The sequence below is a fragment of the Streptomyces sp. NPDC020801 genome (genome assembly GCF_044334385.1).
Lineage (GTDB): Bacteria > Actinomycetota > Actinomycetes > Streptomycetales > Streptomycetaceae > Streptomyces.
Window position 1 is genome coordinate 26,328 of the sequence record NZ_JBIRST010000002.1, and the last position, 22,340, is coordinate 48,667.

Annotated in this window: 18 protein-coding genes and 1 pseudogene; 15 read left to right on the forward strand and 4 right to left on the reverse strand. The window is 72.0% G+C overall.

The genetic code is table 11. The annotated features are described in order from the left end of the window. Positions 1 to 62 precede the first annotated feature (62 nt). The 7 genes and pseudogenes from ACH4UM_RS04980 to ACH4UM_RS05010 all read left to right on the forward strand — a co-directional run bounded on the left by ACH4UM_RS04980 (position 63) and on the right by ACH4UM_RS05010 (position 9,844). Positions 63 to 1,610 carry a leucyl aminopeptidase gene (locus tag ACH4UM_RS04980; RefSeq protein WP_398173679.1) on the forward strand — a complete coding sequence of 516 codons (1,548 nt, stop codon included), beginning with the start codon at positions 63 to 65 and terminating at the stop codon, positions 1,608 to 1,610. A gap of 246 nt (positions 1,611 to 1,856) precedes the next feature. After that, entirely contained in the window at positions 1,857 to 3,245 is a 1,389-nt protein-coding gene (gene lpdA, locus ACH4UM_RS04985; protein WP_398173681.1) for a dihydrolipoyl dehydrogenase, read from the forward strand. Between the two features lie 62 nt (positions 3,246 to 3,307). After that, positions 3,308 to 5,119 (forward strand): 2-oxoglutarate dehydrogenase, E2 component, dihydrolipoamide succinyltransferase, encoded by a 1,812-nt coding sequence (sucB, locus tag ACH4UM_RS04990; protein WP_398173683.1) that lies wholly within the window; start codon positions 3,308 to 3,310, stop codon positions 5,117 to 5,119. Positions 5,120 to 5,335: 216 nt separating this feature from the next. Further along, positions 5,336 to 5,959: a GntR family transcriptional regulator gene (locus tag ACH4UM_RS04995; protein ID WP_398173685.1), complete on the forward strand. Its 624-nt coding sequence runs from the start codon at positions 5,336 to 5,338 to the stop codon at positions 5,957 to 5,959. Between the two features lie 259 nt (positions 5,960 to 6,218). Beyond that, on the forward strand, positions 6,219 to 8,921 hold the full coding sequence (gene aceE / locus ACH4UM_RS05000; RefSeq protein WP_398173687.1) for a pyruvate dehydrogenase (acetyl-transferring), homodimeric type: 2,703 nt from the start codon (positions 6,219 to 6,221) through the stop codon (positions 8,919 to 8,921). A gap of 81 nt (positions 8,922 to 9,002) precedes the next feature. After that, positions 9,003 to 9,199, forward strand: a pseudogene (locus ACH4UM_RS05005) (helix-turn-helix transcriptional regulator); the annotation flags it as partial. Positions 9,200 to 9,325: 126 nt separating this feature from the next. Then, complete coding sequence (locus ACH4UM_RS05010) at positions 9,326 to 9,844, forward strand: DUF4240 domain-containing protein (RefSeq protein WP_398175000.1); 519 nt, start codon at positions 9,326 to 9,328, stop codon at positions 9,842 to 9,844. 10 nt (positions 9,845 to 9,854) lie between these two features. Here ACH4UM_RS05010 and ACH4UM_RS05015 read toward each other — a convergent pair whose 3' ends face one another. After that, positions 9,855 to 10,070 (reverse strand): hypothetical protein, encoded by a 216-nt coding sequence (locus tag ACH4UM_RS05015; RefSeq protein ID WP_398173689.1) that lies wholly within the window; start codon positions 10,068 to 10,070, stop codon positions 9,855 to 9,857. 188 nt (positions 10,071 to 10,258) lie between these two features. On the opposite strand from ACH4UM_RS05015, the gene ACH4UM_RS05020 reads away from it, so the two are divergent. Further along, complete coding sequence (locus ACH4UM_RS05020) at positions 10,259 to 11,443, forward strand: MarP family serine protease (protein WP_398173691.1); 1,185 nt, start codon at positions 10,259 to 10,261, stop codon at positions 11,441 to 11,443. Between the two features lie 22 nt (positions 11,444 to 11,465). Here the strand turns inward: ACH4UM_RS05020 and ACH4UM_RS05025 are convergent, their stop codons facing one another. After that, entirely contained in the window at positions 11,466 to 11,954 is a 489-nt protein-coding gene (locus ACH4UM_RS05025) for a GNAT family N-acetyltransferase (RefSeq protein ID WP_398173693.1), read from the reverse strand. A 71-nt stretch (positions 11,955 to 12,025) separates the two neighbouring features. On the opposite strand from ACH4UM_RS05025, the gene ACH4UM_RS05030 reads away from it, so the two are divergent. Then, complete coding sequence (locus ACH4UM_RS05030) at positions 12,026 to 12,922, forward strand: TIGR01777 family oxidoreductase (protein WP_398173695.1); 897 nt, start codon at positions 12,026 to 12,028, stop codon at positions 12,920 to 12,922. 181 nt (positions 12,923 to 13,103) lie between these two features. Next, positions 13,104 to 14,504: an NAD(P)/FAD-dependent oxidoreductase gene (locus tag ACH4UM_RS05035; protein ID WP_398173697.1), complete on the forward strand. Its 1,401-nt coding sequence runs from the start codon at positions 13,104 to 13,106 to the stop codon at positions 14,502 to 14,504. Between the two features lie 628 nt (positions 14,505 to 15,132). On the opposite strand, the gene ACH4UM_RS05040 is transcribed toward ACH4UM_RS05035, so the two are convergent. After that, entirely contained in the window at positions 15,133 to 16,617 is a 1,485-nt protein-coding gene (locus tag ACH4UM_RS05040) for a regulator (protein ID WP_398173699.1), read from the reverse strand. Positions 16,618 to 16,861: 244 nt separating this feature from the next. On the opposite strand from ACH4UM_RS05040, the gene lipB reads away from it, so the two are divergent. From lipB to ACH4UM_RS05060, 4 genes are all read left to right on the forward strand, one after another. Continuing rightward, positions 16,862 to 17,659, forward strand: coding sequence for a lipoyl(octanoyl) transferase LipB (gene lipB / locus ACH4UM_RS05045; RefSeq protein ID WP_398173701.1), 798 nt, complete (start codon positions 16,862 to 16,864; stop codon positions 17,657 to 17,659). 134 nt (positions 17,660 to 17,793) lie between these two features. Further along, the gene (gene lipA / locus ACH4UM_RS05050; protein ID WP_398173703.1) at positions 17,794 to 18,759 is read left to right on the forward strand and encodes a lipoyl synthase; all 966 of its coding nucleotides are present in this window, start codon (positions 17,794 to 17,796) and stop codon (positions 18,757 to 18,759) included. A 266-nt stretch (positions 18,760 to 19,025) separates the two neighbouring features. After that, entirely contained in the window at positions 19,026 to 19,226 is a 201-nt protein-coding gene (locus ACH4UM_RS05055; RefSeq protein WP_398173705.1) for a hypothetical protein, read from the forward strand. 111 nt (positions 19,227 to 19,337) lie between these two features. Next, complete coding sequence (locus tag ACH4UM_RS05060) at positions 19,338 to 20,039, forward strand: DUF4191 domain-containing protein (protein WP_398173707.1); 702 nt, start codon at positions 19,338 to 19,340, stop codon at positions 20,037 to 20,039. 195 nt (positions 20,040 to 20,234) lie between these two features. Here the strand turns inward: ACH4UM_RS05060 and ACH4UM_RS05065 are convergent, their stop codons facing one another. After that, positions 20,235 to 20,702, reverse strand: a complete 468-nt coding sequence (locus ACH4UM_RS05065; RefSeq protein ID WP_398173709.1) for an RDD family protein — start codon at positions 20,700 to 20,702, stop codon at positions 20,235 to 20,237. Between the two features lie 208 nt (positions 20,703 to 20,910). Between ACH4UM_RS05065 and glnA the strand changes: the two genes are divergently transcribed. Continuing rightward, positions 20,911 to 22,320 (forward strand): type I glutamate--ammonia ligase, encoded by a 1,410-nt coding sequence (glnA, locus tag ACH4UM_RS05070; protein ID WP_398173712.1) that lies wholly within the window; start codon positions 20,911 to 20,913, stop codon positions 22,318 to 22,320. The last annotated feature ends 20 nt before the right edge of the window (positions 22,321 to 22,340 follow it).

Consider the following 22,340-nt stretch of genomic DNA (forward strand, 5'->3'; position numbering starts at 1 on the left):
CCGGTCGACCCACCCCTTATTCGGCCACACCACCTTTCACAGGGAAGCGAGATTTCACCACCGTGACTGCTCTCACTCTCAGCACCGCCGCGGCGCCCGGCCTTCGGGCCGACGCGATCGTGATCGGTGTCGCCAAGGGCACCAAGGGACCGGTCGTCGCACCGGGCGCCGAGGCCGTGGACAAGGCGTACGACGGCAGGCTCGCCGACGTCCTGGAGACCCTCGGTGCCTCCGGTGCCGAGGGCGAGGTGACGAAGCTGCCCGCGCCGTCCGGCTTCAAGTCCCCGCTCGTGCTGGCGGTGGGCCTCGGAGCGGAGCCCGGAAACACCTCGAACAAGGGGGACAAGGGGGCCGGGTACGGCGCCGAGGCGCTGCGCCGGGCCGCCGGGGTGGCCGCCCGTGCCCTGGCCGGGGCGAAGAAGGCCGCCTTCGCGCTGCCGCTCGCGGACGCCGCCGACGCCGGTGCCGTCGGTGAGGGCGCGCTGCTCGGTGCGTACTCCTTCGACACCTACAAGGACAACGGCAAGGACGCCAAGGGGCGGGGCGGCAAGGCGCCGCTGGCCGAAGTCGTCCTGCTCGGCGGCAAGCCGCGCGATCGCGCCTACAAGGCGGCCGTCGACCGTGCCGTGGCCGTCTGCGAGGAACTCAACCGCGCCCGCGACCTGGTCAACACCCCGCCGAACGACCTCAACCCGGCCGCGTTCGCCGCCGTCGCACAGGACGCGGCCAAGGAGCACGGCCTGAAGATCCAGGTGCTCGAGGAGAAGGCGCTCGCCAAGGGCGGCTACGGCGGCATCCTGGGCGTCGGCTCCGGCTCGGCGGCGGGGCCGCGGCTGGTGAAGCTGTCGTACACCAGCTCGAAGGCGAAGAAGCACCTGGCGCTGGTCGGCAAGGGCATCACCTACGACTCGGGCGGCATCTCCCTCAAGCCGGCCGGCCACAACGAGACGATGAAGTGCGACATGTCCGGCGCGGCCGCCGTTTTCGCCGCCGTCGTCGCGGCCGCCCGTCTGGGCCTGGAGGTCAACGTCACCGGCTGGCTGGCGCTGGCCGAGAACATGCCCTCCGGTTCCGCCACCCGCCCGGGCGACGTGCTGCGCATGTTCAGCGGCAAGACGGTGGAGGTGCTCAACACCGACGCCGAGGGCCGGCTGGTGCTCGCGGACGCGCTGTGGGCCGCGTCCCTGGAGAAGCCGGACGCGATCGTGGACGTGGCCACGCTGACCGGCGCGATGGTGCTGGCGCTCGGCAACCGCACCTTCGGGATCATGGCGAACGACGACGCGTACCGCGCCGCGGTCCACGAGGCCGCCGAGGAGGTCGGCGAGGCGGCCTGGCAGATGCCGCTGCCCGAGCACCTGCGCAAGGGCATGGACTCCCCCACCGCGGACATCGCCAACATGGGCGAGCGCATGGGCGGCGGCCTGGTCGCCGGTCTGTTCCTGCGCGAGTTCATCGGCGAGGGCATCACCTGGGCGCACCTGGACATCGCCGGCCCGGCCTTCAACGAGCAGGGTCCCTTCGGCTACACCCCGAAGGGCGGCACGGGGTCCGCGGTGCGGACACTGGTGCGGCTCGCTGAGCTCACGGCCTCGGGTGACCTGGGCTGAGGTTCATCCCTTTGCCGTAACGGCCCCGGGCGCCTTTCGCGCTCGGGGCCGTTTTGTCCGGTTGTGCCCCATGGGTGGTACGTCTCACACCACGGCCCCGCGTCCCGTCCGCCTCCGACAAGTGCGAAGATGGGTTCTCGGCAGGACAGGGCCCCCACCGGAGGGCCGAACTTCAAGCGGCCGGACACCAGCCGCCTGCCGGTCACCGACGACCGGCGCACGGCGCACATGCATGGAGGACGTGACGTGGCGAACGACGCCAGCACCGTTTTCGACCTAGTGATCCTCGGCGGTGGTAGCGGTGGTTACGCCGCGGCCCTGCGCGGGGCGCAGCTGGGCCTGGACGTCGCCCTGATCGAGAAGAACAAGCTCGGCGGCACCTGCCTGCACAACGGCTGCATTCCCACCAAGGCCCTGCTGCACGCGGGCGAGATCGCCGACCAGGCCCGCGAGAGCGAGCAGTTCGGTGTCAAGACCTCGTTCGAGGGCATCGACATCGCGGGCGTCCACAAGTACAAGGACGACGTCATCGCCGGCCTGTACAAGGGTCTGCAGGGCCTGGTCGCCTCCCGCAAGGTGACCTACATCGAGGGCGAGGGCCGGCTGTCGTCCCCGACCTCCGTCGACGTCAACGGTCAGCGGGTCCAGGGCCGCCACGTCCTCCTGGCGACCGGCTCCGTGCCGAAGTCGCTGCCGGGCCTGGAGATCGACGGCAACCGCATCATCTCCTCCGACCACGCCCTCGTCCTGGACCGCGTGCCGCAGTCCGCGATCATCCTGGGCGGCGGCGTCATCGGTGTCGAGTTCGCCTCCGCGTGGAAGTCCTTCGGCGCGGACGTCACGGTCATCGAGGGCCTGAAGCACCTCGTCCCTGTCGAGGACGAGAACAGCTCCAAGCTGCTGGAGCGCGCCTTCCGCAAGCGCGGCATCAAGTTCAACCTGGGCACCTTCTTCTCGAAGGCCGAGTACACCCAGGACGGGGTCAAGGTCACCCTCGCCGACGGCAAGGAGTTCGAGGCCGAGGTCCTGCTCGTCGCGGTCGGCCGCGGCCCGGTCTCGCAGGGCCTGGGCTACGAGGAGGCCGGTGTCGCCATGGACCGCGGCTACGTCCTCGTCGACGAGTACATGCGCACCAACGTCCCGACCATCTCCGCCGTCGGTGACCTGGTCCCCACGCTCCAGCTCGCGCACGTCGGCTTCGCCGAGGGCATCCTGGTGGCGGAGCGTCTGGCCGGCCTGAAGGTCGTTCCGATCGACTACGACGGCGTTCCGCGGGTGACGTACTGCCACCCGGAGGTCGCCTCCGTCGGCATCACCGAGGCCAAGGCCAAGGAGATCTACGGCGCGGACAAGGTCGTCGCTCTGAAGTACAACCTGGCGGGCAACGGCAAGAGCAAGATCCTGAAGACCGCGGGCGAGATCAAGCTCGTCCAGGTCAAGGACGGTGCCGTGGTCGGCGTCCACATGGTCGGCGACCGCATGGGCGAGCAGGTCGGCGAGGCCCAGCTGATCTACAACTGGGAGGCACTGCCGGCCGAGGTGGCCCAGCTCATCCACGCCCACCCGACGCAGAACGAGGCGCTCGGCGAGGCCCATCTGGCGCTGGCCGGCAAGCCGCTGCACTCCCACGACTGACGCCTTCAGTCATCGGGCGCGACGACACAGACTTCCGTAATTCGTAAGGAGCAACCGAAACCATGGCGGTTTCCGTAACCCTTCCGGCGCTCGGCGAGAGCGTCACCGAGGGCACTGTCACCCGCTGGCTGAAGGCCGAGGGGGAGCGCGTCGAAGCCGACGAGCCGCTGCTCGAGGTCTCGACCGACAAGGTCGACACCGAGATCCCCTCGCCCGCCGCCGGTGTGCTGGCCTCCATCAAGGTCGCCGAGGACGAGACCGTCGAGGTCGGCGCCGAACTGGCCGTGATCGACGACGGCACCGGCGCCCCCGCCGCTGCCCCGGCCCCCGCCGCCGAGGCCGCCCCGGCCCCGGCGCCCACCGAGACGGCCGCCCCGGCCGCCCCCTCCACCGAGCAGGCCGCGCCCGCCCCCGCCCCGACCGCCGAGGCCACCGCCGGTGCGTCCTCCGCCGAGGGCACGGACGTGGTCCTGCCCGCGCTCGGCGAGTCCGTCACCGAGGGCACCGTCACCCGCTGGCTGAAGTCGGTCGGCGACTCCGTCGAGGCCGACGAGCCGCTGCTCGAGGTCTCCACGGACAAGGTCGACACCGAGATCCCGGCGCCCGCCTCGGGCGTGCTCCTGGAGATCGTGGTCGGCGAGGACGAGACCGCCGAGGTCGGCGCCAAGCTCGCCGTCATCGGTGCCCCGGGTGCCGCACCGGCCGCCGCTCCGGCTCCGGCCGCCCCGGCTCCGGCGCCCGCCGCCGCTGCCCCGGCTCCGGCTCCGGCCGCCCCCGCGGCTCCGGCGCCCGCGCCCGCCGCCCCGGCCCCGCAGGCCCCGGCGGCTCCGGCCCCGCAGCAGCAGGTCACCCCGGCTCCCGAGCCGGTCCCCTCGGCTCCGGCGCCCGCCCCGGCCCCGGTCACCCCGGCCCCGGCCGCCGCTCCGGCCGCCGCCCAGGCGACCGACGAGGGCGCGTACGTGACCCCGCTGGTGCGCAAGCTCGCCGCCGAGAGCGGCGTCGACCTGTCCACCGTCAAGGGCACCGGCGTCGGCGGCCGCATCCGCAAGCAGGACGTCCTCGCCGCCGCCGAGGCCGCGAAGGCCGCCGCCGCTCCGGCCCCCGCCGCCCAGGCGCCGGCCGGGAAGAAGGCGCCGGTCCTGGAGGTCTCCCCGCTGCGCGGCCAGACCGTGAAGATGCCGCGGATCCGCAAGGTCATCGGCGACAACATGGTCAAGGCCCTGCACGAGCAGGCCCAGCTGTCCTCGGTGGTCGAGGTCGACGTGACCCGCCTGATGAGGCTGCGGGCCAAGGCGAAGGACTCCTTCGCGGCGCGTGAGGGCGTCAAGCTCTCCCCGATGCCGTTCTTCGTCAAGGCCGCCGCGCAGGCGCTGAAGGCCCACCCGGTCATCAACGCCAGGATCAACGAGGCCGAGGGGACCATCACCTACTTCGACACCGAGAACGTCGGTATCGCGGTGGACTCCGAGAAGGGCCTGATGACCCCGGTCATCCAGAACGCCGGTGACCTGAACCTCGCCGGTATCGCCAAGGCCACCGCCGACCTGGCGGGCAAGGTCCGGGCCAGCAGGATCACCCCGGACGAGCTGTCCGGCGCGACCTTCACCATCAGCAACACCGGTTCGCGGGGCGCGCTGTTCGACACGATCATCGTGCCGCCGGGCCAGGTCGCGATCCTGGGCATCGGCGCCACGGTCAAGCGTCCGGCCGTCATCGAGACCGAGGAGGGCACGGTCATCGGCGTCCGCGACATGACCTACCTGACCCTCTCCTACGACCACCGCCTGGTGGACGGCGCCGACGCGGCCCGTTACCTGACGGCGGTCAAGGCGATCCTCGAGGCGGGCGAGTTCGAGGCCGAGCTCGGCCTCTGACCCCCATCGGGGATCATGGCGTACGGCGCCCCCGTCCGGAGCTCTCCGGGCGGGGGCGCCGCGCGTTTGTCATCGCTTGGCCCTGAGGGCGTGTAAGCCTCGTCTCACCTGCGTGAAAGCGCCCGTATGCGCTCTTCCGCCGGGCGCCGGCGGCCGTATTGTTACTCAACGTCGAACGCCCCAGGGGGCCAGTCGGCCTCTCCCTAAGGAGCCCTCATGACCGCGCCCGTCGTCCACTCGCTGCGCGAGCAGATCCGCGAGCACATCGTGGAGGGGATCGTCAGCGGGCGCTGGAAGCCGGGCGAGCGGATCGTCGAGCGGCGGATCGCCACCGAGCTGGAGGTCAGCCAGACCCCGGTGCGGGAGGCGCTGCGCGAGCTGGAGTCGCTGCGGCTGATCGAGTCGGCGCCCAACAAGGGCGTACGGGTGCGGAACCTGACCGCCGCCGACCTGGAGGAGAGCTACCCGGTCCGGGCCGGTCTGGAGGCCATCGCGGCGGAGCTGGCGGCGGAGCGGCTGGCGCAGGACTGCTCGGCCCTGGAGACGCACGTGGCCGCGCTCTACGAGGCCGACCGCGCCGCCGACGGCACGGCCCAGGTGCGGCACACGGTGGGCTTCCACCGCGAGCTGGTCCGCGCGGCCGGCAACTCGGTGCTGCTGCACACCTGGGAGGGCCTGGGCATCGAGGTGTTCACCGCGCTGTCGATCCGCTGGCTGGGCACTGTCCAGCAGTCGTACGCGGAGGAGCACGAGGAGCTGGTGCAGGCCTTCCGCAGGCGCGACCCGCGGATCGCGGAGCTGGTGAAGGCGCACGTCCTCGGCTGCGCGCCACGGGCCTGACCGCAGTCGAGCATCCCCTTGCTCACCTGCGGAAACCGTTCGAAAACGCGGCACCGCGTGCCTGGCCGAAAGGCACCGCGTGCCTACTTTCTCGGAATCGAGAGTTTTTCGTCCTGAACCCTTTGATCGATCATCGATCAGAGAGTTAGAGTCGCCGACGGGCTTCCACCCAAGCCCCAGCCCTGTCCTGCCAAAGACCAAGGGCACCCCCGAACCCTTACCGATGAGGGAACCCCCTTCGACTGAGGAAGGCGGCGACATGACCGACCCCAACGCCATCCAGCCGAGCGAGCTCGACCAGCTCCCGGACCGCGACCCGGAGGAGACCGCCGAATGGCAGGCCTCCCTGGACGCCGTCGCCCGGGCGGCCGGGCCGCACCGTGCCGCATACCTGATGCGGCGCACGCTGGAGCGTGCCGAGGGCACCGGCGTCGTGCTGCCCAAGCTTCTCGAGACCGACTACGTCAACTCGATCCCCACCGCCGCCGAGCCGGCCGTTCCCGGTGACGAGGCCATGGAGACCCGGATCACCGCGTGGAACCGCTGGAACGCGGCCGCGATGGTGACCCGCGGCTCCAAGTACGGCGTCGGCGGCCACATCGCCACCTTCGCCTCCGCGGCCTGGCTGTACGAGACCGGTTTCAACCACTTCTTCCACGGCAAGGAGGGGGACGGCTCCGGCGACCAGCTCTACATCCAGGGCCACGCCTCCCCCGGCATCTACGCCCGCGCCTTCCTCGACGGCCGGCTGACCGAGCAGCACCTGGACAACTTCCGCCAGGAGGCGGGCGGCAACGGCCTGCCGTCCTACCCGCACCCGCGGCGCCTGCCCTGGCTGTGGGAGTTCCCGACCGTGTCGATGGGCCTCGGCCCGCTCTCCGCGATCTACCAGGCTCGCTTCAATCGCTACCTCACCAACCGCGGCATCAAGGACGTCTCCGCCTCGCACGTGTGGGCGTTCCTCGGCGACGGCGAGATGGACGAGCCGGAGTCGACGGCCGCGCTCGCGCTGGCCGCGCGTGAGGAGCTGGACAACCTCACCTTCGTCATCAACTGCAACCTGCAGCGCCTGGACGGCCCGGTCCGCGCCAACTTCAAGATCGTGCAGGAGCTGGAGGCCCAGTTCCGGGGCGCCGGCTGGAACGTGGTCAAGACGCTGTGGGGCTCCGCCTGGGACGAGCTGTTCGCCCTGGACGCCACGGGCGCGCTGGTGCGCCGGCTGCGCGAGGTGCCGGACGCGCAGGTCCAGACGTACCAGACCCGCGACGTGGCCTACATCCGCGAGGACTTCTTCGGCAAGGACCCGGCGCTCGCCGAAATGGCGAAGCTGCTGAGCGACGACAAGATCCTCGAGTGCTTCCACCTCTCGCGCGGCGGCCACGAGTCCCGCAAGGTCTACGCCGCCTACAAGGCCGCCCTGGAGCACAAGGGCGCCCCGACGGTGATCCTGGCCCAGACGGTCAAGGGCCACACCCTGGGCAGCGGCTTCGCGTCGAAGAACGCCAACCACCAGATGAAGAAGCTCTCGGTGGACGAGTTCAAGGCGATGCGCGACCTGCTGGAGCTGCCGATCTCCGACGCGCAGTTCGCCGACGGGGTCGTGCCCTACGGCCACCCCGGCGCCGACTCCCCCGAGGTGCGCTACCTCCAGGAGCGCCGCGCGGCCCTCGGCGGCCCGGCCCCGGCGCGCCGCGTCCACCCGGTCGCGCCGCTGCCGGCCCCGGCCGGCAAGGCCTTCGCCGCCTTCGACAAGGGCTCCGGCTCGCAGAACGTGGCGACCACGATGGCCTTCGTCCGCCTGGTCAAGGACCTGGTCCGCGACAAGGAGACCGGCAGGCGCTGGGTGCCTATCGTCCCCGACGAGGCGCGCACCTTCGGCATGGAGTCGCTGTTCCCCTCGCTGGGCATCTACTCGCCCAAGGGCCAGACGTACGAGCCGGTCGACCGCGACCAGCTGATGTACTACAAGGAGGCCAAGAACGGCCAGATCCTCAACGAGGGGATCACCGAGGCCGGTTCGATGGCCGACTTCATCGCCGCGTCCACCGCGTACGCGACGCACGGCGAGGCGATGATCCCGTTCTACATCTTCTACTCGATGTTCGGCTGGCAGCGCACCGCCGACCAGATGTGGCAGCTCGGCGACCAGCTCGGCCGCGGCTTCCTGGTCGGAGCCACCGCCGGCCGTACGACGCTGACGGGCGAGGGCCTGCAGCACGCCGACGGCCACTCCCCCGTCATCGCGGCGACCAACCCGGCCGCACTGACCTACGACCCGGCGTTCGCGTACGAGGTCGCGGTCATCGTCAAGGACGGTCTGCGCCGTATGTACGGCGAGGCGGCCCCCGGTGAGGACCAGAACGTCTTCTACTACCTGACGGTCTACAACGAGCCGCTGCCGCAGCCGGCCAAGCCGTCCGGCCCCGGCATCGACGAGGGCGTCGTCAAGGGCCTGTACCGCTTCAACACGGCGGAGTCGGCGGGTCTGTCCGCCCCGGCGAACGCCCCGCGGATCCAGCTGCTGGGCTCCGGCACGGCCATCCACTGGGCGCTGGACGCCCAGAAGCTGCTCGCCGAGGAGTGGGGCGTGGCTGCCGACGTGTGGTCCGCGACGTCCTGGAGCGAGCTGCGCCGGGACGCCATGGAGGCCGACGCGGCGCTGCTGCGGGGCGAGGAGCGGGTGCCGTACGTCCGGCAGACGCTGCAGGGCGCCGAGGGGCCGGTGCTCGCGGTCTCCGACTACATGCGCCAGGTACCGGACCAGATCGCGCAGTGGGTCGAGCAGGACTACTCCTCGCTGGGCGCCGACGGCTTCGGGCTGTCGGACACCCGTGAGGCCGCCCGCCGCCACTTCGGCGTCGACGCCCAGTCGATCGTCGTCGCCGCCCTGGCCCAGCTGGCCCGGCGCGGAGAGGTGAAGGCCTCGGCGGTCAAGGAGGCCCGGGAGAAGTACGGCCTGTAGGGGCTTGGGGCGAGGCGTGACGAAGGGGTACGGCGGCCGCCGTACCCCTTCGCTGTCGGTGGCGCCCGGCATCATGAACCCATGCGTGCCGCCCGCCTGGTCAGGATGGTGCTGCTGCTCCGGTCACGGCACTCCATGACCGCCGCCGAGCTCGCCCGGGAACCGGAGGTGTCGGAACGAACCGCCACCAGGGACGCGCAGGCGCTGTCCCAGACGGGAGTGCCGGTGTACGCCGACCGGGGCCGCGCCGGGGGTACAGGCTGGTCGGCGGTTACCGACGCACAGCGTCTCGCCGCCCTGTACGGCCCCGGAGCCGAACCGCCCGTGGAGCGTGCGGGTTGTGGATAACAATCCACCGCACTCCGCGTGCGCCCCTTGGTTCGAAGGCCGATGCTTGACCCGTGATGGACGAGACGGAGTTCTGGGAGCTGATCGACGACAGCCGGGAGGCCGCCGAGGGTGACACCGAGGAGCAGGCCGACCTGCTCCTGGAGCGGTTGCTCGACTGCGACCCCGAGGTGGTGCTGGACTTCGCCCGTCACTTCGAGTCCCGTTACAACCGCGCCTACCGCTGGGACCTGTGGGGCGCCGCCTGGGTACTGCTGGACGGGGCGAGCGACGACGCCTTCGACTTCTTCCGGTGCTGGCTGATCGGCCAGGGCCGGGAGGTCTTCGAGGGCGCTCTGCACGACCCGGACTCGCTCGCCGATCTGCTGGACGACTTCGACGAGGAGATCGACGGCGACGGCGAGGAGCTCGGCTACGCGGCCGACGAGGCCTACGAGCAGCTCACCGGCACGGTCGCCCCCGACCTCGGCATTCCGTCCGCCCCGGCGGAGCCGGAGGGCACACCGGTCGACTTCGAGGAGGACCGGGTGCTCGCCCAGCGGTACCCCAGGCTGTGGGACCGGTTCCGCCAGTAGCGGCGGCGGCTCACCCGGTCGTGCGGGCGGGGGCGGCGGGGCGCGGCGGCACGGCCCACGCGGGCACCGGCACGGCCACCGTGCGGTCGGCGCCCGGCGTGGGCAGCGTCGGCGCGCCGACGGCGGCGGCCCCCGGCAGACAGCACAGCACGGCCACGACGGCCCGGCGCAGCCGTCCGGGTCCCTGGCGGCTCCGGGCGCGCCCGGCACCTCTCACCACACGCATGAGCTCACTGTCGGGCCGATCCGGCCGGCCCGCGATGTGTGCTGTGCCACCCGGTGGAACCATCGTCCTGGTCCGGGGCGTTTCTGGGGGTACACGTACACGTGGCCGGTTCCCGGACCCGCGTGCGTGTGGCTGATCACTGGACCCGTTCCCCACGTAATGAAGGGTCCGAGAGAAAGGCGGCGTGAGTGGACCTGCTCGACCTCCTGCTGTTGCTGGTGATCGTCGTCTACGCCGCGTCCGGCTACCGGCGCGGACTGGTGGCGGGCTGCGTCTCGCTGGCCGGGTTCGTGGGCGGCGCGGTCGTCGGCGTGTGGGTCCTGCCCTGGGTGATGAACTTCGTCACCCGCGGGACGACGACGGCAACGGTCGCCGCCGTGCTCACGGTGCTGGTCCCGGCGGTGGTGGGCCACGAGCTGGCGGGACGCCTGGCGCTGCGGCTGCGGCGCGAGCTGGACCGCGGGCCGTTGCGCGTGGCCGACGGCGTCGGCGGGGCCGCGGCCAACTCGGTGGCCGTGCTGATCGTGGCCTGGGTGGCCGCGACGGTCCTGGGCGCCTCCTCCTCCCCGGTGGTGACGACGGCGATCCGCGACTCGACGCTGCTGGGCGTGGTGCAGGAAGCGATGCCGGACACCACGCCGGCCTGGTTCGCCCGGGCCACCTCGGCGCTGACCGAGGCGGGCTTCCCGCAGGTCTTCAACCCGTTCGAGAACGAGCCGGCGGCGGGCGTCGCCGAGCCCACCGGCGACAGCGTGACGGCGAGCGCGGCCGACGCCGCCCGGCTCAGCACGGTCAAGATCGAGGGAGCCTCGGGCAACCAGGGCCGCGAGGGCAGCGGCTTCGTCTACGCCCGGCAGCACGTGATGACCAACGCGCACGTGGTGGCGGGCATCGAGGACCCGGCCGTGCGGGTCGGCGGCGTGGGGCGGTCGTACGAGGCGCGGGTGGTGCTCTTCGACCCGGACCGGGACGTGGCAGTGCTGTACGTGCCCGGGCTGAGGGCGCCCGTCCTCAGGTTCGACGGGACCGCCGCGCGCGGAGACTCGGCGGTGGTCGCGGGCTATCCGCAGGACGGGGACCTGAACCTGCAGGCGGCGACGGTCGCGAACCGGATCAGGGCGACCGGCCAGAACATCTACAACGACGCCACGGTCACCCGCGAGATCTACTCGATCCGCTCCACCGTGCGGCCCGGCAACTCCGGCGGGCCGCTGCTGACCAGGGACGGCCGGGTCTACGGCGTGGTCTTCGCCCGCTCGACCTCCGACAACGGGACGGGGTACGTGCTGACGGCCGCCGAGGTGGCCCCGGACGCCCGCCGGGCGGCGGGTGCGACGGCGCCGGTGGACTCGGGCCGGCTGGCCGACTCGTGAGGCCGCGGGTGGTGCGGGGTGGTCACAGCGGGCGGCCCATGAGCACGTCGTCGACGTAGGCGCCGTCCAGGTGGAACTCCCCCGGCTGGACGCCCTCCACCACGAACCCCTCGGAGGCGTACAGCTCGCGGGCCGGGGTGTTGTGGCCCAGCACCCGCAGGCTGACGCGGCGGGCGCCCTGGCGGCGGGCCTCCTCGACGGCGGCGCGCAGCAGGGCGCGTCCGACACCCCGGCCGCGGGCCTCCTCGGCGACGGCGAGTCCGCGGATCTGCCGCACATGCGCGTTCGAGGCCAGTTCGGTGGCGAGGCCGAGCCGGATGTAGCCGACCAGGCGGCCGCCGAGTTCGGCGACCAGGTGCTCGCGCGGTCCGGACCGCCGGGTGAAGAAGGGCTCGTACGGCTGCCGCGGTGGCGGGGTGACCGCGTGCAGGGGGGACCAGGTCGCGCGGTCGAGTCGGCCCAGGCCGTCCTCGTCGTCGAGCGTGGCGCGGCGTATGTGCAGAACCGGCATGGCGGTCACTCTACGGCGGACGCGGAGCGGCCTCGCCGGAATCGGGGCGGCGCACCGGGCAGGATGGGCGCATGGAACGTTCGCGAATCGCGGTGGCCGGCGCGTCCGGTCTCATCGGCAGCGCTCTGGTGCGATCCCTGGTCGCGGACGGGCACGAGGTGGTGCGTCTGGTGCGCCGTTCGGCCCGGAGCGGGGACGAGGTCTGCTGGGATCCCGGTGGGCAGTACGTCGACGCGGGCGGGCTCGCCGGCTGCGACGCCGTTGTCAATCTGGCGGGTGCGGGGGTGGGCGACCACCGCTGGACGGACGAGTACAAGAGGACGATCCGCGACAGCCGGGTGCTCGGCACGGCGGCGCTCGCCGAGGCCGTGGCCTCACTCGACGCACCGCCGCGGGTCTTCGTCGGCGGCAGCGCGATCGGCATCTACGGCGACACCGGTGACCGGGCCGTCGACGAGGACGCGCCGCCGGGGGACGGTTTTCTGCCCGAGGTGTGCGTGGCGTGGGAGGAGGCCGCGGCCCCGGCGCAGGAGGCGGGGGTGCGGACGGTGTTCGCGCGCACCGGGCTGGTGGTGGCCCGCGAGGGCGGGGCGTGGGGGCGGCTGTTCCCGCTGTTCAAGGCGGGCCTCGGCGGGCGGCTGGGCGACGGGCGGCAGTACTGGTCGTTCATCGCGCTGCACGACGAGGTGGCCGCGCTGCGCCATCTCATCGACACCGGGAGCCTGTCCGGACCGGTCAACCTGACGGCACCGCAGCCGCTGACGAACCGTGAGATCACGGCCGCGATGGGGCGGGTGCTGCACCGGCCGACGCTCTTCCCGGTGCCGGCGCAGGTGTTGCGGACCGTGCTCGGTGAGATGGCGGCGGACGTGCTGGGGAGCGCGCGGGTGGTGCCGAAGCGGCTGCTGGAATCGGGGTTCTCGTTCGCCTTTCCGGGAATCGAGGAGGCCGTCCGGGCGGCGCTGTGACGCTCCACCACCTCACTCTCACCACCTTTCGAGCGTATGCGACCGCCGTGCGACCGTGCCCTGCCGATGCGCGTCTGTTCCTGACTGATACCGGCCCTAACCTCGACCCGAACTCGGGTATTTCTCAAGTCGGTTGAGGGCATCACTGCCCCACCGGCCGCGCAACCTCGAGGAGGGGCACGTGCTTGAGCCCGCGTACCAGGCGGACGTCGTCGTGGTGGGAGCCGGAGTCGCCGGACTCTCGGCGGCGCATCGGCTGACCAGCGCAGGAGTGACGACCGCAGTCCTGGAGGCCGCCCCCTGGGTGGGCGGCCGCATGTCGACGGAGAAGGTCGACGGGTTCCGGCTCGACCGGATCGGACAGCTGCTGTCGACGTCGTATCCCCAACTGGGCCTGAGCCCAGGGCTGGACGCGTTCGTGCTGCGCCCCTTCGCGCCGGGGGTCCTGCTGCACAGCGACGGACGGCACCTGCGCACGGGCGCCCCGGCGCGCGGAGGGAGCGCAAGGAGCGCACTCCACGCCGTGCGCGCCCTTACGAGCGCCCCCTGGCCACCCGGTGCGCCCGCGACCCGGACGCGCGCCCTGCGTCCCGCACCTCCCGTCAGGCCCCGGACGGGCGCGCCGCTGGGCACCGCCGTCGACCAGGCCCGGCTCAACGCGGCGCTCGCCCGGATCGCCGCCGCGCCCGTCGAACGCCTGCTGTCGCGCCCCGAGCGGTCCGCCGCACAGGCTCTGGCGGCCCGCGGCCTGCCCGCCCGCACCGTCGACGGCTTCCTGCGTCCGCTGCTGGCCGCCCTGCTGTGCGACCCGGACCTCACCAGCTCCAGCCGCTGCGCGGACCTCGCGCTGCGCGCCTTCGCCGGCGGCCGGCTGTGCCTGCCGGAGGGCGGCGCCGAGGTGCTGCCCGAACTGCTCGCCCGCACGCTGCCGGCGGACACCGTGCACACCGGCGTCCGGGTCACCTCGGTCTCCACGACCTCGGTGACCACCGCGGAGCACGGCGAGATCCGCTGCCGGGCCGTACTGATCGCCACCGACGCGCGCGCCGCCGCCGAGCTGCTGCCCGGGCTGCGGGTGCCCGCCTTCCACCCGGTGACGGTGGTGCACCACACGACCGACGAGCCGCCGCAGACCGGCGGGTACCTGCTGCTCGACGCGGACCGCGGCGGTCCGGTCGCGCACACGGCGGTGGTGAGCCGGGTCGACCCGTCGCGCGCCCCCGCGGGCCGGACGCTGGTCTCCTCGACGGTCCTGGGCGTCCCCCCGGCCGAGGTCGACACCGCCGTACGCATCCACCTGTCCCGCCTCTACGGCATCTCCACGGCGCGCTGGGAGACCCTCGCCGTGCACCACACCGCCGAGGCGGTGCCCGCGATGCGCCCACCGCACGACCTGCGCCGCCCGGTACGCCTCCTCGCCGGCCTCTACGTCTGCGGCGACCACCGCGACACCAGCACGGTCCAGGGCGCCCTCCACTCGGGCCACCGCGCCGCGTCCGCGATCCTCAGCGACCTGGCAACGGGCCACTCCATGCACCGCGCGGACCCGGCATCGAGCCCACCCCGCGCCGCCGCCGCCTGACCGAGGCGCCCCGGCCGGTTCGGCGGTCCGGCCGGTTCGGAAGATCCGGCAGGCCCGGCGGTCCGGAAGGCCCGGGGGTCCGGAAGGCGGCCGCCGTTGCCTCCGGCCCTCCCGGCGGTGCTGATCCGGTGGGTGCCGGACCCGGTGCCGGGCTTCCGGCGGATGCGCGGCGACCCGTGGCAACGGCGGTTCTCCGCGGTGCCGCACCGGCGAAGCGGCGACCTCACCCGCGGGATCGGCCGGACCGCCGGACCGGCCGCAACCGCGGGATCGGCCGGACCGCCGGACCGGCCGCAACCGCGGGATCGGCCGCGCCCGCCGGACCGGCCGCAACCGCCGGACCGGAGATCCGGGCCGACCCGAACCACGGTCCCGACCGGTGCGGCCGGTGCTCCGCCGGACCCGCCGATGCAACCGGCACTCGGCGCTCGGCACCGCTCCCGCCGCCGACGGGGCCGCCGCCAGGCCGCCGGGCCCCGCAGCATCCCGCCGTTCCACCGCGGCCACCCTCCCCCGACCGTCGTGCGCGGCACGACGGTCGGGGCGGGGCGGCCGGTGGGACGGGGACGGGGACGGGTGGTCGTGGGGCGGTGCGGTCGTGGGGCGGTGGGTCGGTGGGTCGGTGGGTTCAGCCGAGTGCCGCCACCTTGTCCCGGTAGGTCCGCACCGGGGCGGCGTCCTTGTAGGGCTCCAGGCGGCGCTCGAAGTCCCTGACGTACTCGATCGCCCGTACCGAGCGCATTTCGGCTGCCTGGCCCGCCGCCTCGGCGCCCAGGCGGCAGGCCTGGTCCAGGTCGCCGAGGCCGAGGCGGGCGGTGGCGAGGACGACCCGGCAGAAGAGGCGGCTGCGGGCGTACGCCGGGGCGCGCAGCTGGAGGGAGCGCTCGGCGTGCTGGGCGGCGGCCCGGTACTGCTGCAGATCCCGGTGGCAGTGCCCGAACTCGTCGGCGAGCTGCGCCTCGTCGAAGAAGCGCGCCCAGAACGGGACCTCGTCACCGGGCCGGGCGGCCTCCAGGGCACGCTCGGCGCGCACCAGGGACGCCGTGCAGGCACGCACCTCGCCCAGCACCCCGTGCCCACGCGCCTCGGCGGCGTGCAGCAGCGCCTGGACGACCGGCGAGGCGGAGGTGCCGAGCCCCTGCTGGGCCACGCGGGCGAGCTGGACCGCCTCCCGCCCGTGCCCGAGATAGACGGCCTGCCGGCTCATCGTGACCAGGACGTAGGCGCCGTAGGGCCGGTCCCCCGCCGCCTGCGCCAGCCGCAGCGCCTGCACGAAGTAGCGCTGGGCGAGCCCGTGCGCGGCGATGTCGTACGACGTCCAGCCGGCGAGGCGGGTGAGGTCGGCGGCCGCCGCGAACAGTCGGCGGCCCGTCTGCTCGCCGTACGTGCCGCGCAGCATCGGCTCGCACTCGTGCTCCAGGTAACGCACGAGGGCCTGGCGGGCGTGCCCGCCGCCGTACATGTCGTCGAGGGTACGGAACAGCTCACCGACCGATCGCAGCGCGGCGATGTCCCCGGCGGTGACCCGCTGCCCCGCCTCGCGCTCGATCTGGCCGCGCTGGCGGGGGACGCCGGGCACCGGCTGCCCCGCCTGCCCCGCCACCGGTCCGGGCGGGCCCGGGCGCCCCTGGGCCGGCACCCGGGCGGTGGGCACCTCGCCGCGGGCGACCCGGTCGTCGGCCCGCCCGATCAGCCAGTCCCGGCTCGGCACCACCAGCCCCGCCGGGGTGAAGGCGATCTTGCGCAGCTCGGCGTGGCTGCCGGAGTCCTTGCGCCACAGCCCGCTGACGATGTCGACGGCCTCCTCCGGGGCGGCGGCGAACTCCAGCCCCGCGTACACCGGGGCGCAGGCGTCGAGGCCGAGGTCCTGGGCGGTCAGGCGGCGGCCGAGGCGGCGGGTGAAGACCTCCGCGATCAGGGCGGGCGTGGTTCCCCGCGGCTGCTGCCCACGCAGCCAGCGGGTGACGGAGGTCTTGTCGTATCTGAGGTCCAGCCCGTGTTCGAGACCGAGCTGGTCGACGCGACGGGCCAGACCTGCGTTGGAGAACCCCGCTTCTGCGATGAGCGCGGCGAGCTGTCGGTTGGGAGTGCGCTGCGCGGGTCGTTCCGTCATCTGCGGTGCGGTCTCCTGCCTTTCGGGCATCCACGCGGCCGCGTGGTGCCCGGATTGCCTGTGAGCAGCCCTTATGGCCTCATGAACGGCGCGAATGTAGCGGAGAGTGAGCATCCGACCGCAGACTTCGACCGGCATTCATCCGATCGTGTGAGGATTGACCGCGAGGCTGACGCGTGGCGGCCGGACGTACAGTGGCGTGGGCACGTTTCGTGCCTTACGACCTTCCAGGGAGGCGCTAGCCGTGAGTGAGTTGCGGTTCGTCCGCATGGGATTCGGTGCCGAGGCCGTGGACTACCAGGAGGCCTGGGACGAACAACGCCGGGTGCACGCCGCCCGGTTCGCCGACGAGATCCCCGACACCGTGCTGCTCCTGGAACACCCGCCGGTCTACACCGCGGGCCGGCGCACGGCGGACAACGAGCGCCCGCTGGACGGCACCCCCGTCATCGACGTGGACCGCGGCGGCAAGATCACCTGGCACGGCCCCGGCCAGCTGGTCGGCTACCCGATCCAGAAGCTGCCCCGCCCGGTGGACGTGGTCGCCCACGTGCGACGCCTGGAGGAGGCGCTGATCCGCACCTGCGCGGACTTCGGCGTCGGGACCACCCGGGTCGAGGGCCGCAGCGGGGTCTGGGTGCTCGGCGACCCGGTGGAGCAGCGGCCCACGCCCGGCGGGCTGTCCCTGGACTTCGACCCGCGGCTGACCGACGAGGAGTTCGACCCGCGGCTCAACGGCCCGGAGTACGCCCCCTCCAACGCCGGCCAGCGCCGTGAGGACCGCAAGATCGCCGCGATCGGCATCCGCGTGGCCAAGGGCGTCACCATGCACGGCTTCGCGCTGAACGTGAACCCCGACAACAAGTGGTTCGACCGGATCATCCCGTGCGGGATCCGGGACGCGGGCGTCGCCTCACTGGCGGGCGAGCTCGGCCGGGACGTGACGATCGACGAGGTGCTGCCGGTCGTCGAGCGGCATCTGCGGGACGTACTTGAGAACGCGGAGCCGAAGCCGCGGGAGATCGAGCGGGCGACCGCCTGATCCGGTGCCGGCCGGGGCGACGGGCCCCGGGGCACTCAGGTCGGCCTCACCGAAGAGGCCGACGAAACACGGGCGTACCCTGGTGTACGCCGAAGAATCGAAGCCTACTCAAAGCAATCAGCAGGGAGCCGCTCGTGTCCGCAGTCGCACCCGACGGACGCAAGATGCTGCGCCTGGAGGTCCGCAACAGCCAGACCCCCATCGAGCGCAAGCCCGAGTGGATCAAGACCCGGGCGAAAATGGGTCCGGAGTACACGAAGATGCAGAACCTCGTGAAGAGCGAGGGCCTGCACACGGTCTGCCAGGAAGCCGGCTGCCCGAACATCTACGAGTGCTGGGAGGACCGCGAGGCGACCTTCCTCATCGGCGGCGACCAGTGCACCCGGCGCTGCGACTTCTGCCAGATCGACACCGGCAGGCCCGAGGCCCTGGACCGCGACGAGCCGCGCCGCGTGGGCGAGTCCGTGGTCACCATGGACCTGAACTACGCGACCGTCACCGGCGTCGCCCGCGACGACCTGGAGGACGGCGGCGCCTGGCTGTACGCCGAGACCGTGCGCCAGATCCACCAGCAGACCGCCGGGCGCGAAGCCGGCCGCACCAAGGTCGAGCTCCTCGCCCCCGACTTCAACGCGGTCCCCGAGCAGCTCGAAGAGGTCTTCTCCGCCCGCCCAGAGGTCTTCGCGCACAACGTCGAGACCGTCCCGCGGATCTTCAAGCGCATCCGCCCCGGCTTCCGCTACGACCGTTCCCTGAAAGTCATCACCGCCGCGCGCGACCACGGCCTGGTGACCAAGTCCAACCTCATCCTCGGCATGGGCGAGACCCGTGAGGAGATCGGCGACGCACTCAGGCAGCTGCACGAGGCCGGCTGCGAGCTGGTCACCATCACGCAGTACCTCCGGCCGAGCGTCCGCCACCACCCGGTCGAGCGCTGGGTCAAGCCGCAGGAGTTCGTCGAGCTGAAGGAGGAGGCCGAGCAGATCGGCTTCTCCGGCGTGATGTCGGGCCCGCTGGTACGGTCCTCCTACCGTGCCGGGCGGCTGTACCGGATGGCCGTCGAGAAGCGCGGCGCCTACGTCGCCTCCCAGGCCGTCTGACGCACCGTCACCCACCTTGCCCCACAAGGCGGCCGACAAGCGTGTGAATTCGCGCACAAGAAACTACTGCTCAGTAATGGCCGATACGACGCGGTCCTGACCGTCGCCGCAGATGAGGGCGTCCGTCAGGGCCGCGTCAGCCTTTTGGCCTGCGGCATCGAGGCTTCATGGGTGTTTGACCGGCCGGTCACGCCCTGGTAACACCAAACAGTGACGCTGGACTCACGCCACGTACACCCGATGCCGTTTCGAGGGGGACCTCCACCATGCAGGCCGCGCCCGTTCGCGCCACAGCCATCCCGTCCTTCACCGACGCACTCCGTGCCGTCGAGTCCCTGCTGATGAGCGGCGGCCAGCGCACCGCCCGCCGCAACGCCTGGACCTCCGTCCTGGAGGACCGCCGCCGCGCCAAGGACCGCGTCGAGGCCCAGCGCGTGCTCGACGAGTTCACCACCGGCCGTCCCTGACCTGCCTCGCTCCCCATCCCCACGAACCACCACGAACCACCACGGACCCCCACGGTCCCGCGCGGAGACCGCCGTCGTCGGCCGCTCCCGGGGCCACGTAGACTTCGTGGCATGGCGAGGAAGGAAACCGCAGCCGAGGCTGCCAACCCCGGGCGACTGAAGCAGATCGCTCTGACCTACAAGATGACCCGCAAGGCCGACAACAAGATCGGTCTTGTACTCGGGGCCGTCTTCATCATCATCTTCGGTGTCCTCCTCGGGATCGGTTTCCTGATCGGTCACCCTGGCTACCTCGGCACCCTGGGCCTCCTGCTCGCCTTCCTCGCGACGGCGATCGTCTTCGGACGCCGGGCCGAGCGTGCCGCCTTCGGGCAGATGGAGGGCCAGCCGGGCGCCGCGGCGGCGGTGCTGGACAACATCGGCCGAGGCTGGACCACCACTCCGGCGGTCGCGATGAACCGCAGCCAGGACGTGGTGCACCGCGCGGTCGGCAAGGCCGGCATCGTGCTGGTTGCCGAGGGCAACCCGAACCGGGTGAAGTCGCTGCTCGCCGCCGAGAAGAAGAAGATGGCCCGCATCGTGGCGGACGTCCCGGTGCACGATGTGATCGTCGGCACCGGCGAGGGTCAGGTCGAGCTGAAGAAGCTGCGCACCACCATGCTGAAGTTCCCGCGCGTGCTGACCGGCCCCCAGGTCACCGCCACCAACGACCGGCTGCGCGCCCTGGGCGACCTGATGAGCAACATGCCGCTGCCGAAGGGCCCGATGCCCAAGGGCATGCGGATGCCGAGGGGCGGACCGAAGGCCCGCTGAGCCCCCTCCCCGTTCTTCCTGTCCCCGTTCTTCCTGCTTCGCTGTTCTTCGCTGTTCTTCGCTGTTCTTCGCTGTTCTTTGCTGTTCTTCGTTCTTCCCGTTCGTACGACGATGGGGCGCCCGGATCTCTCCGGGCGCCCCATCGTCGTACCGGCGCCCCGTCGTCGTACGAACGCCGGATACCCGGGCGGAACGCTAGATGCGCACCTCGACCGTGCCGGCCAGCCGGTCGTGCAGTCCACGCCCGTCGCGGTCCCAGACCAGGGCCGGGATCGCCAGGCACAGCAGGACCGTGCGCAGCGCGGCGCGCAGCGGCTGCACCCGGCCGGTGCCGAGGGCGACCACGCGCAGCCCGAACAGGCGCTTGCCGGGTGTGGAGCCGACGGTGCCGACGGTGAGGACGCCGAGGACGAGGAAGACCAGCAGCGCCCAGTTGCTCGTGCCCTGGTCATAGCGATGGGTGATCAGACCGTATGCGATCAGGACGCACAGGGCCCAGTCGAGGGCGAGGGCGCCCAGCCGCCGACCCGGGCGGGCGATCGAGCCCGGCCCCTCCTGCGGCAGCCCGAGCTGTTCGCCCCGGTAACCGAGGTCGGCACCGGCGTCCTCCATGGCCGAGCGCGGCCCGGACAGCCACGATCCCACTGCTTGCCTGTTGTCCACCCGTCCACGGTACTGCGACGCTGTATGCACGTAGGTCGCCGGGGTGTCCACAGCCGTGACCGCACCCGGGCCGGTTAACTTCTGCGAAACAAACGGGTCACGCCCGAGAAATCACCCGTCCCTAGGGTCGAGTGCAGCGTGTGCCACCGCACTGGCCGCACGAACGATCTACCACCCCGGCAGGACGGTCGGGAGTAGGAGGAGCTGGATGTTCCAGAACGCCGACGAGGCCAAGAAGTTCATCGCGGACGAGGACGTCAAGTTCGTCGACGTCCGCTTCTGCGACCTGCCGGGCGTCATGCAGCACTTCACGGTGCCCGTTGAGGCGTTCGACCCGGACGAGGAGCTCGCCTTCGACGGCTCCTCGATCCGTGGTTTCCAGGCGATCCACGAGTCCGACATGGCCCTGCGCGCCGACCTGTCGACCGCGCGGGTGGACCCGTTCCGCCGGGACAAGACCCTCAACATCAACTTCTTCATCCACGACCCGATCACGGGCGAGCAGTACTCCCGTGACCCGCGCAACGTGGCGAAGAAGGCCGAGGCGTACCTGGCCTCCACCGGTATCGCGGACACCGCGTACTTCGGTCCCGAGGCCGAGTTCTACGTCTTCGACTCCGTCCGCTTCGCGACCAGCGCGAACGAGTCCTTCTACCACATCGACTCCGAGGCCGGCGCCTGGAACACCGGTGCGCTGGAGGACAACCGCGGCTACAAGGTCCGCTACAAGGGCGGCTACTTCCCCGTCCCGCCGGTCGACCACTTCGCCGACCTGCGCGCCGAGATCTCCCTGGAGCTGGAGAAGAACGGCCTGAAGGTCGAGCGCCAGCACCACGAGGTGGGCACCGCCGGCCAGGCCGAGATCAACTACAAGTTCAACACGCTGCTCGCCGCCGCCGACGACCTCCAGCTCTTCAAGTACATCGTGAAGAACGTGGCCTGGCGCAACGGCAAGACCGCGACCTTCATGCCGAAGCCGATCTTCGGCGACAACGGGTCGGGCATGCACGTCCACCAGTCGCTGTGGAGCAACGGCGACCCGCTGTTCTACGACGAGGCCGGCTACGCGGGCCTGTCGGACACCGCCCGCTACTACATCGGCGGCATCCTCAAGCACGCACCGTCGCTGCTGGCCTTCACCAACCCGACGGTGAACTCCTACCACCGCCTGGTGCCGGGCTTCGAGGCCCCGATCAACCTGGTGTACTCGCAGCGCAACCGCTCCGCCGCGATGCGCATCCCGATCACCGGCTCGAACCCGAAGGCCAAGCGCGTCGAGTTCCGCGCCCCGGACTCCTCCGGCAACCCGTACCTGGCGTTCTCCGCCCTGCTGCTGGCGGGCCTGGACGGCATCAAGAACAAGATCGAGCCGGCCGAGCCGATCGACAAGGACCTGTACGAGCTGGCTCCCGAGGAGCACGCCAACGTGGCGCAGGTCCCGACCTCGCTCGGCGCCGTCCTCGACCGTCTCGAGGCCGACCACGAGTTCCTGCTCCAGGGCGACGTGTTCACGTCCGACCTGATCGAGACCTGGATCGACTTCAAGCGCAGCAACGAGATCGCCCCGCTGCAGCTGCGTCCGCACCCGCACGAGTTCGAGCTCTACTTCGACGTGTGACAGATCCGGGCCGTCAGGCC

Coding starts and splice junctions, on each gene's coding strand:
- sucB (WP_398173683.1), top strand. CDS start 3,308: ATGGCGGTTTCCGTAACCCTTCCGGCGCTCGGCGAGAGCGTCACCGAG.
- ACH4UM_RS04995 (WP_398173685.1), top strand. CDS start 5,336: ATGACCGCGCCCGTCGTCCACTCGCTGCGCGAGCAGATCCGCGAGCAC.
- aceE (WP_398173687.1), top strand. CDS start 6,219: ATGACCGACCCCAACGCCATCCAGCCGAGCGAGCTCGACCAGCTCCCG.
- ACH4UM_RS05010 (WP_398175000.1), top strand. CDS start 9,326: ATGGACGAGACGGAGTTCTGGGAGCTGATCGACGACAGCCGGGAGGCC.
- ACH4UM_RS05015 (WP_398173689.1), bottom strand. CDS start 10,070: ATGCGTGTGGTGAGAGGTGCCGGGCGCGCCCGGAGCCGCCAGGGACCC.
- ACH4UM_RS05025 (WP_398173693.1), bottom strand. CDS start 11,954: ATGCCGGTTCTGCACATACGCCGCGCCACGCTCGACGACGAGGACGGC.
- ACH4UM_RS05030 (WP_398173695.1), top strand. CDS start 12,026: ATGGAACGTTCGCGAATCGCGGTGGCCGGCGCGTCCGGTCTCATCGGC.
- ACH4UM_RS05040 (WP_398173699.1), bottom strand. CDS start 16,617: ATGACGGAACGACCCGCGCAGCGCACTCCCAACCGACAGCTCGCCGCG.
- ACH4UM_RS05055 (WP_398173705.1), top strand. CDS start 19,026: ATGCAGGCCGCGCCCGTTCGCGCCACAGCCATCCCGTCCTTCACCGAC.
- ACH4UM_RS05060 (WP_398173707.1), top strand. CDS start 19,338: ATGGCGAGGAAGGAAACCGCAGCCGAGGCTGCCAACCCCGGGCGACTG.
- glnA (WP_398173712.1), top strand. CDS start 20,911: ATGTTCCAGAACGCCGACGAGGCCAAGAAGTTCATCGCGGACGAGGAC.